A 13,252-nucleotide genomic window follows, 5' to 3' on the forward strand; every position below is an offset into this window, starting at 1 on the left:
GCGTCGAATGTCTCAGTTCTGTACGGCCAGTTCTGTACGGCTCGGTTCTGTACGGCTCAGTTCTGTACGGAGACCACGGTGCTCGGCCGCAGCCGATCGGCGCGCGCCGCCCGCGACCCGTACAGCGTGATCGAGACGACACCCAGGACCGCGAGCAGTCCGAGCGCGACCGTGCCCGCCCAGCCCCCGGTGTGGAAGGCGACCGCACCGAGCGTGCCGCCCGCGCTGGAGCCCAGGTAGTACGCCGACTGGTAGAGCGCCGACGCCTGTGCGCGGCCCTTGGTCGCCGTACGACTGACGGAGGACGAGGCGACCGCGTGCCCGGCGAAGAAGCCGGCCGTGATCAGGACCAGGCCGATGAGTACGGCGGCCAGGTGGTCGGCCAGCGAGAGCAGCAGACCGGCGGCCGTGGTGGAGACGGCGAGGTAGAGCGCACCCCGGCGCCCCAGCCGGGCGACGAGGCGCCCCGCCGTGGCGGAGGAGACCGTACCGACCAGGTAGACGAGGAAGATCGAGCCGACGACACCCTGCGGGAGGTTGAACGGCGCCTCGACGAGCCGGTAGCCGATCACCGTGTAGACCGCGCCGAACACCGTCATGAACAGTGCGCCGATCGCGTACAGCCGACGCAGCAGCGGATCGGTGAGGTGCCCGACGACGGTCTTCGCCAGTGCCCTCGGGTTCAGCGAACCGGGGGTGAAGTGCCGGGCCCGCGGGATCATGAAGTGGAAGACGACGGCGCAGGCCACGGCCAGCAGCCCGACCGCGCCGAGCGCCGCCCGCCAGCCCCAGGCCTGGGCGATCCAGCCGGTGAGGATACGGCCGCTCATCCCGCCGATGCTGTTGCCGGCCACGAACAGCCCGATCGCGGCCACCAGTGCCTTCGGCCGGACCTCCTCCGCCAGATACGCCATCGCGGAGGCGGGCAGACCGGCGAGCGCGGCACCCTGGACCGCGCGCAGCGCGATCAGCCAGCCGAGCGAGGGGGCGAACGGCACGAACAGCCCGACCACCACGGCCACCGCCAGCGAGGCGGTCATCATCTGCCGCCGCCCGAACCGCTCGGACAGCGCGCTCATCGGCAGCACACACAGCGCCAGCGCACCCGTCGCGGCGGACACCGTCCAGCTCGCCTGCCCGGCCGTGGCGCCGAAGGAGGCGGAGACGGCGGGCAGCAGGGCCTGGGTGGAGTAGAGGAGTGCGAACGTCGCGACACCGGCGGCGAAGAGCGCGAAGCTCATCCGGCGATAGCCGGGGCGTCCGGGCTCGAGCCGCTCCGAGACGGCGGGAACGGTTGCGGCGACGGGGGACGACTGGGTCGAGGCGGCCACGATGAGGGTGGACGCCCCGGTACTGGCAGGAGGCATGCCACGAACGTAGGCCTGCCACCTTTCATGCGTCCAATGCACAAACACGCGATAATCAATCCCATGGCGCATCAGCACAGCTCACAGCCTCGACTGTCACCAAGCAGTTACGAAGAAGACATTCGCGCGGTACTCGCGCCACGCCTCGCGTACTTCGAGGCGGTCGCCCGCCACGAGCACGTCACCCGCGCCGCGCACGAGCTGGGCGTCCCGCAGTCCACGCTCTCCCGGGCGATGGTCCGCCTGGAACAGGACCTGGGCGTCGCCCTGTTCGCCCGCAAGGGCCGCACGGTGTCCCTGACCCCCGCGGGCCGCACCTTCCTCGGTTCCGCGGAACGGGCACTCGCGGAGGTGGAGAAGGCAGCCGACTCGGTACGGGCCGACGCCGACCCCACCGCCGGCAAGGTCGCCTTCGGCTTCCTGCACACGATGGGCTCGGAAACCGTCCCCGCCCTCATCCGCGCCTTCCGCGTCGACCACCCCCGGGTGCGCTTCCAGCTCGTCCAGAACTACGGCGAGGCCATGATCGAACGCCTCCGGGCGGGCGGCCTCGACCTCTGCCTCACCTCACCGGTCCCGGACGCCCCGGACCTCGTCGCCCGCCGCCTGGACGAACAGCGGCTGCGCCTGGTCGTCCCCGAGGACCACCGCCTGGCCACCCGCCGCCGCGTCCGCCTGGCGGAGGCCGCCGACGAAACCTTCGTCACCCTGGAACCCGGCTACGGCCTGCGCCGCATCACGGACGACCTCTGCACGGAGGCGGGCTTCGTCCCCCGCGTCGCGTTCGAGGGTGAGGAGGCGGAAACCCTCCGCGGCCTGGTCGCGGCGGGCCTGGGCGTGGCGCTGCTCCCGCCCCCGGCGGTGGCCCGCCCGGGAGTCGTGGAACTCACGGTGACGGCACCGCGGGCTGCTCGGGAGATCGGCGTGGCCTGGCTGGACGGGCATCCGGACACCCCGCCGGTCGCGGCGTTCAAGAAGTTCCTGCTGTCGCGACGGGGGAACCTGTTGCCGGACTGAGGGGGTGGCGGCGCGGTGGCGGGGGTGGGGGCATCCCCGCGCGTGCGGGGGAAACTGCCGCCGGACTGAGGGGGTCAGGCGGGGGTGGCGGATGCGTACGCGGTGAAGGCCGACCAGGCGGTGGTCGAGACGGTGAACGGGCTCCGGGCGGTGTCCTTGGAGTCGCGGACGTGTACGGCGTCGGGGCGCAGGGCGACCTCGATGCAGTTGTCGCCGCCGCTGCCGCTGTAACTGCTTTTGCACCAGGCCAGTTCGGTACTCATAGCGCTCCTAGCATCTGCTTCAGCAGGCCCGCCGAGGCCTCGTGGCTCAGCGCCTGTGAGCGCATCTTGCCATAGCGCTGGAGCATGGCACTGACCGTTTTCGGGTCAGTGAGGAGGGTGCTGCTGTCGTGGCCCTCGACGTAGCCGAACCAGCTGTTGGCGGGCGTCTCCGCGAGGTACATCTGCCCGTCGATGCCGGAGTGATCCGGCTGCTTGAGGGGCATGACGAGGACCTCTACATTCCGGCGAACGCCCTGCGTATGCAGGTTGTCGATGAGTGCGGAAGTGACCCCAACCCCTCCCAATTGGCGTTCCAAAACGGCCTGTTCAATGAGAAAGGAAAATGACGTGGTGGGGCGCCCGGACAGGAGATCCTGACGCGCCAGGCGTGCGGCCACCTGCTGCTCGAACTGTTCGTCCGCGAGCGGTGGGAGCCGCCGGTCGAAAACGGCACGGATGTATCCCTCGGGCTGGAGTAATCCCGGGACCCCGCGGCACTCGTACGCGTGCAGCGTGATCGCCTCCTCCTCGATCCCCGCCCACTGTTGGAACCAGGAGGCCAGCCCTGTCCGCCTCCGCAGGCTCCGCGCGGCAGCGCTGAGTACTTTGCCCGCGACCGGCCCGAGGGCTTCCGCCGCCCGGTCCGGGAGGTTCTCGGGCGGGAAACGCTTACCCTGCTCGATCTTGGCGATGTAGGCGGACGAGTACTGCACGCGAGGCGCGAACTCCTCCTGGGTGAGGCCCGCGGCCTCGCGCAGTGCCTTTATGACTGCACCGAAAGTCTTGAGGCTGTCGGACAGTTCGGGTTCGCTGCCCGCCGTCGTGGTCTCGTGATCTGCTGTCGTCGCCGCCCCGTCATCCGCGCATCGATCAACTTGGCAATGATCACGGACAGTTACTCGCCCCGTCCAGCGCTTCAACCCATACAGCCGGATCTGTATGGGCGTCGTTCCTGCTGGAAACGGTGATCGAGGCGGAACGCTGGGCGCATGACAGCACTGCAAGCCCAACCATCGGTAACCGAGCGTGTGTTCGTCCAGAGGCGCTCTGCCACCCGTCTCGGCGCGACTCTCGCGCGGCGCCTGGCCGTGTGGAAGCTCGATGTCTGGGGGATCCCGTACGGCACCCCGCTCTCCGACGACGTGGCCCTGCTCGTCGCGGAACTCGCGGCCAACTCGGTCTTGCACGGGCGCGTACCGGGGCGCGACTTCGAACTGCGGCTGTCGTACGCGTACGAGACAGGGGCCGTACGCATCGAGATCTCCGACACCCACGAGATCCGCCCGGACCCGTTGTCCGTCCGGCCACCCGACACGGAGGCGGACGGGGGTCGGGGGCTGCTCATCGTCGAGGCCGTCGCCTTCCGCTGGGGGGTGAGCGACCGGGTGGGGCCGGGGAAGACGGTGTGGGCGGAGACGGAACCGGTTGCCCGGTGCGGGCGCGAGTCCGTCAGGTGAGCGGCTCGTGGTTGGCCCAGACGACCTTGTAGGGGTGGCGGGCCTGCCAGTGCTGGATGACTTCCTCAAGTCCGGGGGTTGTGAACGAGGCGTTGAGCGCGTCGAGGTCGGCGAGGGCTATCTGCACGATCCCGGTGGCGGTGGGCATGGGACTGTGGTCCTCGGCGGGTACACGGATGTGGCGCGAGGCCGCGAACGTCTGGATCTGCCCGGAGTCGCGCATGACCTGTTCGATGTCGTTGAGGAACTGATCCAGCTCGGTGGCCGGGATGGAGTCGGTGAAGGAGACGATCATTGTGTGGTGAATCATGGGTCAATCGAACCTCGGCCCGCGAATGAAGTCCAAGGCCGATTGATTCTTCGGCGATAACCTGGAGGAATGGTTGATCTGGAGACGCGTGAGCTGGAGTACTTCGTCGCGGTCGCCGAGGAGCTGCACTTCGGCCGGGCCGCCGCGCGCCTTGCCATCGCTCAGCCGGCGCTGTCGAAAGCTGTTCAACGTGTCGAATCGCGGCTCGGAGTTCAGCTGCTCCTGCGCTCCAGCCGTCACGTCTCGCTGACGCCGGCCGGAGAGGCTCTGCTGCATCACGGCCGCCACGCGCTCAACGCGGTGAGCGCTGCGGCCCGGAGCGCGCGCCGGGCCGGCGACGTCCAGGCGCAGCTGCGGCTGGTGATCAAGCCCGGTGGCGATGCCAACCTGCTGTCCGGGATCCTCGCCGCGTATGCCGGACAGCCCGATGCACGCAGGGTGGATGTCCTGTTCGGCGGTGCCACCGACCGCGCCGACTATCTGCGTGACGGCAGAGCCGATGTGGCGCTGTTGTACGCGCCGTTCGACGACCTCACGGGACTGGAGTCCGAGACGCTGTTCGTCGAAGGGCGCGTGGCGATTCTGCCGCGGGACCACCGGCTGGCCGCGCACACCGAGCTGCGGATGGCCGACCTGGAGCACGAGACGCTGCCGCGCTGGAAGGGTGTGCCCGACAGCGGAACCGGTCCGGAGATCGCGGACGTCGCGCAGATGACGCAGCTGATCATGCTCGGCCGGACGATCGCGGTCCTCCCGCGCTCGTCCGTGGAACCCGTTCACCCGGGGCTGGTCTACAAGCCGGTCGTCGATGCGGAGCCCAGCCGACTGGTCGTCGCATGGTCGCAGCTCGACCAGCGGCCACTCGTCGCCTCGTTCGTCGAGGCTGCGGTCACCGCGAGCCGGTCGCAGCCCGATCCGGCATCGGGCCAGGGGCCGGGCGTTTCTCCAGGTGGCGATGTCGGACAGTCGCCGGGTCGTTCGCCAATCTGAACTTCTGGGCCTACTGGAGCGGCGAGGCCGGCGGCCTCCAAGAAGAGGTCGGGGTCGGGCAGGCCGCCGATGCGGCAGATGGGACCATCCCCGCGGGTGCGGGGAGCAGAAGGCGGAGCTCTACCTGTAATTCGACCACTGGGGACCATTCCCGCGGGCGCGGGAGCGGAAGCCTGGCGGTATCGTCGCAGATCGAGGCCAGGGGGCGTCCTCGCGGGTCGCCCACACGGTCAGATGCGGCGTCCCTGACCTGATCCCCGTACCCGCAGGGTGGCCCCGGTACAGCCGATGGGGTCATCGCAATCGCCAACTGCTCCCTGTATCTGCGGGGATGGACCCAGCACCGGCCACAGGCCGGCGCTCGTGGCGCCCTGCTCCCCGCTCTCGCGGGGATGCCCCCGGGCGGAGACGAGGAGCGTGCTCCCGACTCCCCGGCCCCCGCGAAGGCATCCGATAGCGATCCGCCTTCCCGCCCTGACGTCGGTGGTTCGCGACGTCTTCAGGGCCTGCTGAACGTGACCTCCTTGGAGTCCTTGTCGCGCTTGAAGTTGCCGGCGAAGCCCCAGTTCTTCCAGCCGCCGTCGCCGTTGTTGGTGATCGTGCCGTCCTTGACGGCGAACACGTCCACACCGTCCACCACCGCGAGGTGTTCGAGGCCGGAGACCGCGGAGAAGGAGATCTCGTTGAAGTTCTTCACCGCGATGATGTTCGTGCCGGGGAAGCTGCGGCTGTATTCGTCGACCAGCGACTGGTTCAGTTCGGCGTCGCCGCCGGGTGCCTTGCCGCTGTAGTCGGTGCCGGGGTAGGGCCCGTCGTCCGTGTTCGTGTACTTCGGTGCCCCGTCGTCGAAGTCGACCGATTCCGTTCCGGTGGCAAGGGCGTCGGCGTCCAGGTCGGCGGGTTCCGGCTGCTCGAAGGTGGCATCCTTGCCGTCGCGGGTGACGTCGCCGTAGTACGCCCAGTTGGTGTAGCCGCCGTCGCCGTCGTTGCTGAACGTGCCCTTGTCGAAGACGTAGACGTCGAACACCGCCCGGCCCGAGGAGATTTCGTCCTCGGATTCGTCGGAGTGGTACTCGTTGGAGTTCAGCCGGTACCTGCTGTGGTCGATGAGCGTGTCCGGCTTCTCGGCCCAGTGCGAGGACTGCTCCGAGTGCATCGCGACCACGTTGTAGTCGGGGTAGCAGCGGCGCATGTCGTTCACGAGCATCCGGACCGCCTGCGTCGAACCCTCGTTGTCCAGCGGGGAGTACGTGTCGTAGTACCGGCTCCGGTCGGGCGGTTCCTGGCCCTCGATCTGGCAGCCCTCGTCGCCGGGCTTCCAGTCCTTCTTCCGCTTCGGGCGGGGAGGCTCCTCGAACGTGACGGTGCGGCGGTCCTCGCTGACGTCGAAAACACCCTTGAACGCACGGTTCTTCCAGCCGAGGTCGGCGTCGTCCGCCCAGGTGAACTTCCCTTTCCTGAAGGCGTAGACGCGGTATGTCGTGCCGCTGATCTCGACGGTCTGGATCATGGCCGCGCCGTCCATCTGCTGCAGATCGCCCTCATGAGGCTGTGCGATGACGATGTTGTAGTCGGGGAGGCAGTAGGAGAGATCGTCGAGCGCCAGCTTGACCCGCTTCTCCTTGTTCTTCTCGTTGCTGATCTTCTCCGCGACGAAGTTCACCAGGTACGAGTAGCCCCAGGCGGCAGTCTTGCCGACGGTCCCGCTGCCAGGTACGGAGACCGAGGAGTGCGACGACCGCTCCCGTGGCTCGAAGCACAGGCTCGGGAGCGCGTTGCCTTCGGTGTCGTCGGACCTGTTCTCTGTGTTGCCTCGGGGCTCGTTGCCCGGTCCGCCGCGCATGTCACCGGGCAGCCCGCCGGTGACGCCCGGCTGGGCGCCGGAGGTGTCGGCCGGTGTGAAGGACTTGGCGTCGGGGGGATTCCCGCCGCCTGTGACATCGTTGTCATGATTGACATCGTTGTCACTCTGGCAAGAGGCGCCCCCGCCGAACTCCAGGACGCGGCAGACCTGCTGCTGCGCCGTGTCTGCGATGTCACCCCCGACGGACGTGGCAAGGATTGCGCCGACCACGGTGGCCGCCACCGTCACCATCGCCACGTACTCGATCGCCGACTGTCCCGCGCTCGTGCGCGGGTCCCGGCGCGTTCGTTCGCTGCTGTGCACGTCTCACCTCGTCATGGCTCGCTCGGATCGCGTCACCGGGAGCCGTGCGGCTGCCGGGTGTGAACCGTAGCGAGCGCGACGGGGCCCACGGACAGTGCCCAAAGGCCCATACCAGGACCCAAATCGGGAGTGCGGGACCCTCGCGCGTGGGGATGGCCCCTGGGGTGCGAAGCGGCGCAAGCAGTGTGCCAACTGATCTCCGCACCCCCGGGCAAGCTCGCCTTCGGTTGCCTCCGCACGATGGGCTCGGCAACCGTCCCCGTCCCTTAGCGCGGCCCCTGGCCGAGGGTGGCGACCTCGCGTACGGCCTCGGCGACCGCCAGGAAGTCCTTCTTCAGGATCGAGTCGTGGTTGCTGGCGACCTTCGCGCTGATCTTGATGTGTGCGTTGCGGGCGACCACGCCATCGAGGCTGGCGCGGATGAGCTCCTGTTCGTCGCCCTTGCTTCCGAGGGAGTTGCCCGATGCGACGACGTATCGCGCCGGGACGGTGATGCTGTCCAGTACGGGGCCCAGTTCGCGCTCGCGGGCGAGCTTGCCGAGTTCGATGTTGCAGTCCGCCATCTGGGCGGCGTTCATGCGCGGGGTCAGGCCGGTCGGGCGCAGCAGCGGCATGAAGAGGTTCAGCCGGCGAAACGTCTTGCGGATCCGCTGCTCCATGGCGTCGTCCAGCCAGTCGTGCGGCTGTGCGCCTTCGACCATGACGACGCCCAGGGTGCGGTCGGGGTTGCGGCCGGCCCAGTGTGCTGCGACGAACGCCCCGTAGGACCAGCCGACCACGAGCGCCCGGTCGACGCCCCTGGCCGCGAGGACGGCGTCGACGTCCCGGACGGCGGCTTCGAAGGAGTAGTCCGCGGAACGCTTCGACTTCTTGCCGCGGGCCCGCTCGTCGTAGGTGATGTGCCGCCATTGCGTGCCCAGTTCCGCTATGACGTGCCGCCAGTAACCCTGGGTGGCGAACTGGCCGTTGAGGTAGATCACGGGGATTCCGGAGCCGCCGGTGTCCGTGACGGCCAGGGCCGTGTCGTCGACCGGCACCATGCCGGTCCACGCCGAACCGGTCGAGGAAGGGCTGTTCTTCGTCATGTGGTTCTCCTGGTCGCGTCGGGTGTGCGTCTCGTGCGGCTTCGCCAGGCCCTGGGTGCGGACCGCGGCCCCTTGGTTCTGATGGGCTGCGCTCGCTTCCCTACAGGCTGCGGGCGGTGATGTCGCCGTGGTCGGTGGTCGCTTGGATGTTCAGGCCGGCCGAGGCGCCTTCGGTGTTCCTCAGCGTGTTGTGGACCCGGCCGTAGCCGGTGCCGGCGTCCAGGGCGGCAGAGACTCCGTGGGCGGCGCCGACCGTCACGTCGCCCGTCCGGGTGCGCAGCACGAGCGTGCCGGAGGTGGCCTCGGTGATGTGGATGCTGCCCTTCTGGGTGCTGATCTCCGCGGCGCCGGTAAGGCGGCCGACCGTGACGTCGGCGGCGTGGGCGGTTACGTGCACGCTCGCGGCCTCGTCGATCCTGACCGCGCCGTGTGCGCCCTCGCAGGTGACGGCGCCGAGCCGTCCGACGCCGCGGAACTCGGCGCCGGCCGCTTTCGAATCGATACGGGATCCGGCGGGCAGTTGGACGGTCACCTCGATGGAACCGGATGCGCCGAGGAGCTGGTTCTTCTCCGCCGGGGCCTTGACCCGCAGGACACCGTCGGTGAACTCGACCGTGGTCTGCTCCGCCGCCTTCACGTCGCGGCCCTTGGAGGCGTCGGCGGGCAGGACCGTGACGGTGGTGTCGGCCCGGTCGGCGCCGATGACCTGGATGCGCCCTGCGGTGATGTCCACGACGGCGGAGATCGTGGCGGGGGTGTCGAACTTCTGCATGGTGCTCTCCTTGTGTGTTCTTCGTTTCTTACATTGGAAAAGCTACGTTGCGTTCGATGATCCGGCAACGAGCTTGTTGCGTCCAACTCGTATAGAAGCAGGTCATGGTACAGATTTCGTTGCAATGGTTGCGCAGCTAATGCAATGCCAGGGTGACGGTTCGTTGCATTGGGGTGTGGGCGAACGCTACGCTGGCGACATCACGGACGACGAAGGGGACCGCGATGCCGGGAGGCAGACTCACCCAGCAGGAACGCCAGCAGATCGCACTGGGCCTGGCCGACGACCTCGCCTACGCGGAGATCGCCCGACGTCTCGACCGCCCCACCTCGACGATCACGCGTGAGGTGATGCGTAACGGGGGTCCCGCCGCCTACCGTGCCGAACTGGCCCACCGTGCCACCGAACGCCGCGCCCACCGGCGCAGGAGCGCCCCGCCCCGAGCGCAGGGGGCACCGGTTCCGGCCGGCGGGAGCGACGACGAGGCCGTGCGCGAGTACGAGGAGGCTTTCACCACCCTCCTGATGCAACAGGGCCTGCCCAAGATGGCGGCTCGGGTGCTGACCTGTCTCTTCATCGCTGACGCGGGCAGCCTCACCGCGTCCGAACTCGTCCAGCGCCTCCAGGTCAGCCCGGCATCCGTCTCCAAGGCGATCGGGTTCCTCGAAGACCAGGGTCTCGTCCTGCGTAAACGCGACGAACGCCGCCGTGAGCGCTACTTCGTCGACGACGACGTCTGGTACCGGTCGACGATCGCCAGCGCCCACGGCACCGCCCGGATCGCCGAGACCGCACGGCAGGGCGTCGGCATCCTCGGCCGCGACAGCCCCGCCGCCGCCCGCCTCGAGAACATCGCCCGCTTCAGCGACTTCATCAGCGAGAGCATTCTTCGCGCCGCGGAGCAGGTCCGCGAAATCCTCCACGCGAAGCCCGAACCGGGCTCGGGCGGCGGCCCTGCCGAGCCCGACGCGGACCGTGGTTAGGGCGTCGCACGCCCGCCGCTCACCGCCCCAACGACTTCCCGAACCCCGCGGCCAGCGGCATCCGCAGCCCCAGCGGCGGTGGGGCGGCCAGTGCGTCGGCGACCGGGCGGGCGTAGGAGTGGGCGAAGAGGGAGCCGCGTACGAAGTCGGCTGCCAGGGCGGCGACTTCGGCGTGGTGCTGGCGCAGGGCGTGGCCGTCCGAGTGGACCTCGAAGCGGCAGGTGTCGCGGTTGGACTTCTTGGCACGTTCGGCCAGGCGGAACGACAACTCCGGGTCGGAGCGTGCGTCGTTCGTGCCGTGGACCAGCAGGACCTGGCGGCCGACCAGGTGCTTGACCGGTTCCGGTTCGGCGTCCGGGTCGCCCGGCAGCCAGGGGGCCATCGCGAGGACCGAGGTGACTGCCGGGTGGCCGCCCGCGCGGAGGGCCGCGCGGCCGCCCATGCCGTGGCCGGCCAGGCAGACCGGAATGTCGCCGTAGCGGCGTACGACCTCGTCCACCGCCCATTCGGCGTCCGCCGCGGGGTGGGCGTCCGTGGTGTTCCAGCCGCGGCAGCGGTAGTGCACGACGTGGGCGGCGAGGCCGTCGTCGCCACCGGCGCGGGCCAGGGAACGGGCCAGGGGGAGCCGAAGGGCGTAGGAGAGAGGGGAGGGGCGGCGGTACGAGTACGGCTCGCCGTCCGGGAGCAGCAGGACCACGCCGCTGACCGTGGTGGATTCTCCGGCCGTCCTGACGGCCCGTCCCAGCCTTGCAGCAGGCAGGGGGAGTGCGCGCTGTGCCATGACGCAACAGTGTCAGAAGGCCAGGTGTACGCCACCCGTATTCGCGGTCTCTGTTACGTATCGCCGAGCGGCGCTCTACGCGCGTAGGCGCTAGAGTGCGTGGATGATGAGCCCGACCCTCAATGTGCCCGGCCAGGATCAGATCCGGCGTGCCCCCAAGGTCCTTCTCCACGACCACCTCGACGGCGGCCTGCGCCCCGGGACGATCGTCGAACTCGCTGCGGCGAACGGATACGACGGACTTCCGGAGACCGATCCCGACAAGCTCGGTGTCTGGTTCAGAGAAGCCGCCGACTCCGGGTCGCTGGAGCGGTATCTGGAGACGTTCGCCCACACCTGCGCCGTCATGCAGACCCGTGACGCGCTCGTCAGGGTCGCCGCGGAGTGTGCCGAGGACCTCGCCGCGGACGGTGTCGTCTACGCCGAGATCCGGTACGCGCCCGAGCAGCACCTGGAAGCCGGGCTGAGCCTCGAAGAGGTCGTCGAGGCGGTCAACGAGGGCTTCCGCGAGGGTGAGCGCAGGGCGCGCCAGGACGGCAACCGCATCAGGGTGGGCGCGCTGCTCACCGCGATGCGGCACGCCGCGCGGTCGCTGGAGATCGCCGAACTGGCCAACCGCTACCGCGAGCAGGGCGTCGTCGGCTTCGACATCGCGGGCGCGGAGGCGGGCTTCCCGCCCACCCGGCACCTCGACGCCTTCGAGTACCTCAAGCGCGAGAACAACCACTTCACCATCCACGCCGGCGAGGCCTTCGGGCTGCCGTCGATCTGGCAGGCCATCCAGTGGTGCGGCGCCGACCGGCTCGGTCACGGCGTCCGCATCATCGACGACATCGAGGTCGCGGAGGACGGCAGCGTGAAGCTCGGCCGCCTGGCCTCCTACGTACGGGACAAGCGCATCCCGCTGGAGCTCTGCCCGACCTCCAACCTGCAGACCGGTGCCGCGGCCTCGTACGCCGAGCACCCGATCGGGCTGCTGCGCCGGCTCCACTTCCGGGCCACCGTGAACACGGACAACCGGCTGATGAGCGGTACGAGCATGAGCCGGGAATTCGAGAAGCTGACCGAGACATTCGGATACACGCTCGACGACATGCAGTGGTTCACCGTCAATGCGATGAAATCAGCATTCATTCCTTTCGATGAACGTCTGGCGATGATCAGCGACGTCATCAAGCCCGGATATGCCGAGCTGAAGTCTGAATGGCTCTTCGAGCAGACCGCTGCGACCAGCGTTTCTACCTCGGTCGCCGGCTGATCGACCGCCTTCGGGAAACGGCCGGGAGCGTGATTCCCGGCCGTTTCCCGCGTTTTTCGATGTTTGCGGGACGGGCAAGGGGCTGACTACGTTGCAGAGCCGCTCACGTCCCCTTCCCCAAGGATGAATTTCACATGAAGCAGTCTGCTGCCAGGACTCTCGGCGTCGCCGCTCTCGGTGCCGCTTTCGCCGCTGCCGCCGCCGGTACCGCGTCGGCCTCCGGGCTGCCGCTGGACGCCGCGACCGGCGCGCTGCCCGTCGCCGGCGCACTGTCGAACGCCACGTCGACGCTGCCGGTCCAGGACACCGCCACCGAGCTCCTCGGCACCAGCCAGACCAAGGTCCTGGGCGACGTCGCCGCCCCGGCCAAGGGCCTCATCGGCGGTATGCCCACCGGTGGTCTGACGACCAGTGGTCTGTCTGCCAACGGTCTGCCGCTCGGCCGCTGAGGCGCCGGCTCCGCACCTGCCCGTGGGCGGGCACCCGATGCCGGGTGTCCGCCCACAGGCATGCGTGCGGGACCTACCAGGCGGTCGCGGACGACGCCTTCTCCTCGGGGAGCAGCAGCCACAGCGCCAGGTAGAGCAGGAACTGCGGGCCCGGCAGCAGGCACGAGATGACGAAGATGATGCGCATGGTCCTCGCGGAGGTGCCGAAGCGCCGTGCCAGCGCTGCGCACACTCCGCCGAGCATGCGTCCGTCACGGGGGCGGGCAAGTGCGGCCATGGTGGGCTCCTTCGCGAACCGTTGTCGCGGGAGCGGTCCGTTTGCGCTCCCGATGTATCCAGGATGGCTCGCGGAA

General features: G+C 69.1%; 15 protein-coding genes. 6 read left to right on the forward strand and 9 right to left on the reverse strand.

The window, feature by feature from the left end; translation table 11 throughout:
• Positions 1–56: 56 nt before the first annotated feature.
• Positions 57–1,367 carry an MFS transporter gene (locus SH922_RS24935; protein WP_393060071.1) on the reverse strand — a complete coding sequence of 437 codons (1,311 nt, stop codon included), beginning with the start codon at positions 1,365–1,367 and terminating at the stop codon, positions 57–59.
• A 63-nt stretch (positions 1,368–1,430) separates the two neighbouring features.
• On the opposite strand from SH922_RS24935, the gene SH922_RS24940 reads away from it, so the two are divergent.
• Entirely contained in the window at positions 1,431–2,384 is a 954-nt protein-coding gene (locus SH922_RS24940; RefSeq protein ID WP_393060072.1) for a LysR family transcriptional regulator, read from the forward strand.
• A 74-nt stretch (positions 2,385–2,458) separates the two neighbouring features.
• On the opposite strand, the gene SH922_RS24945 is transcribed toward SH922_RS24940, so the two are convergent.
• Positions 2,459–2,647, reverse strand: coding sequence for a DUF397 domain-containing protein (locus SH922_RS24945; RefSeq protein WP_393060073.1), 189 nt, complete (start codon positions 2,645–2,647; stop codon positions 2,459–2,461).
• The gene (locus SH922_RS24950; protein ID WP_393063683.1) at positions 2,644–3,447 is read right to left on the reverse strand and encodes a helix-turn-helix domain-containing protein; all 804 of its coding nucleotides are present in this window, start codon (positions 3,445–3,447) and stop codon (positions 2,644–2,646) included. Before SH922_RS24950 ends, SH922_RS24945 begins: the two co-directional genes overlap by 4 nt.
• A 189-nt stretch (positions 3,448–3,636) precedes the next feature.
• On the opposite strand from SH922_RS24950, the gene SH922_RS24955 reads away from it, so the two are divergent.
• Positions 3,637–4,104 carry an ATP-binding protein gene (locus SH922_RS24955; protein WP_393060074.1) on the forward strand — a complete coding sequence of 156 codons (468 nt, stop codon included), beginning with the start codon at positions 3,637–3,639 and terminating at the stop codon, positions 4,102–4,104.
• Here the strand turns inward: SH922_RS24955 and SH922_RS24960 are convergent.
• On the reverse strand, positions 4,097–4,414 hold the full coding sequence (locus SH922_RS24960) for a hypothetical protein (RefSeq protein ID WP_393060075.1): 318 nt from the start codon (positions 4,412–4,414) through the stop codon (positions 4,097–4,099). The genes SH922_RS24955 and SH922_RS24960 overlap by 8 nt on opposite strands.
• A 69-nt stretch (positions 4,415–4,483) precedes the next feature.
• Between SH922_RS24960 and SH922_RS24965 the strand changes: the two genes are divergently transcribed.
• Positions 4,484–5,404 (forward strand): LysR family transcriptional regulator, encoded by a 921-nt coding sequence (locus SH922_RS24965; RefSeq protein WP_393060076.1) that lies wholly within the window; start codon positions 4,484–4,486, stop codon positions 5,402–5,404.
• Positions 5,405–5,903: 499 nt separating this feature from the next.
• On the opposite strand, the gene SH922_RS24970 is transcribed toward SH922_RS24965, so the two are convergent.
• The 3 genes from SH922_RS24970 to SH922_RS24980 form a co-directional block, all read right to left on the reverse strand.
• On the reverse strand, positions 5,904–7,571 hold the full coding sequence (locus tag SH922_RS24970; RefSeq protein WP_393060077.1) for a hypothetical protein: 1,668 nt from the start codon (positions 7,569–7,571) through the stop codon (positions 5,904–5,906).
• A 266-nt stretch (positions 7,572–7,837) separates the two neighbouring features.
• Positions 7,838–8,656: an alpha/beta fold hydrolase gene (locus tag SH922_RS24975; RefSeq protein WP_393060078.1), complete on the reverse strand. Its 819-nt coding sequence runs from the start codon at positions 8,654–8,656 to the stop codon at positions 7,838–7,840.
• A gap of 100 nt (positions 8,657–8,756) precedes the next feature.
• A complete protein-coding gene (locus SH922_RS24980; protein ID WP_393060079.1) occupies positions 8,757–9,428 on the reverse strand; it encodes a DUF4097 family beta strand repeat-containing protein in 672 nt (223 codons plus the stop codon).
• A gap of 224 nt (positions 9,429–9,652) precedes the next feature.
• Between SH922_RS24980 and SH922_RS24985 the strand changes: the two genes are divergently transcribed.
• Positions 9,653–10,411: a helix-turn-helix domain-containing protein gene (locus SH922_RS24985; protein WP_393060080.1), complete on the forward strand. Its 759-nt coding sequence runs from the start codon at positions 9,653–9,655 to the stop codon at positions 10,409–10,411.
• 19 nt (positions 10,412–10,430) lie between these two features.
• Here SH922_RS24985 and SH922_RS24990 read toward each other — a convergent pair whose 3' ends face one another.
• A complete protein-coding gene (locus tag SH922_RS24990) occupies positions 10,431–11,192 on the reverse strand; it encodes an alpha/beta hydrolase (RefSeq protein WP_393060081.1) in 762 nt (253 codons plus the stop codon).
• Positions 11,193–11,295: 103 nt separating this feature from the next.
• Between SH922_RS24990 and SH922_RS24995 the strand changes: the two genes are divergently transcribed.
• Together SH922_RS24995 and SH922_RS25000 are read left to right on the forward strand one after the other, a co-directional pair.
• Positions 11,296–12,450, forward strand: a complete 1,155-nt coding sequence (locus SH922_RS24995; RefSeq protein WP_393060082.1) for an adenosine deaminase — start codon at positions 11,296–11,298, stop codon at positions 12,448–12,450.
• 134 nt (positions 12,451–12,584) lie between these two features.
• The gene (locus SH922_RS25000; protein WP_393060083.1) at positions 12,585–12,899 is read left to right on the forward strand and encodes a hypothetical protein; all 315 of its coding nucleotides are present in this window, start codon (positions 12,585–12,587) and stop codon (positions 12,897–12,899) included.
• A gap of 73 nt (positions 12,900–12,972) precedes the next feature.
• Here the strand turns inward: SH922_RS25000 and SH922_RS25005 are convergent, their stop codons facing one another.
• Positions 12,973–13,176 (reverse strand): PspC domain-containing protein, encoded by a 204-nt coding sequence (locus tag SH922_RS25005; RefSeq protein ID WP_393060084.1) that lies wholly within the window; start codon positions 13,174–13,176, stop codon positions 12,973–12,975.
• Between the last annotated feature and the right edge of the window lie 76 nt (positions 13,177–13,252).

This window comes from Streptomyces sp. LN549, from assembly GCF_043203805.1.
In the GTDB taxonomy this organism is placed as follows: Bacteria; Actinomycetota; Actinomycetes; order Streptomycetales; family Streptomycetaceae; genus Streptomyces.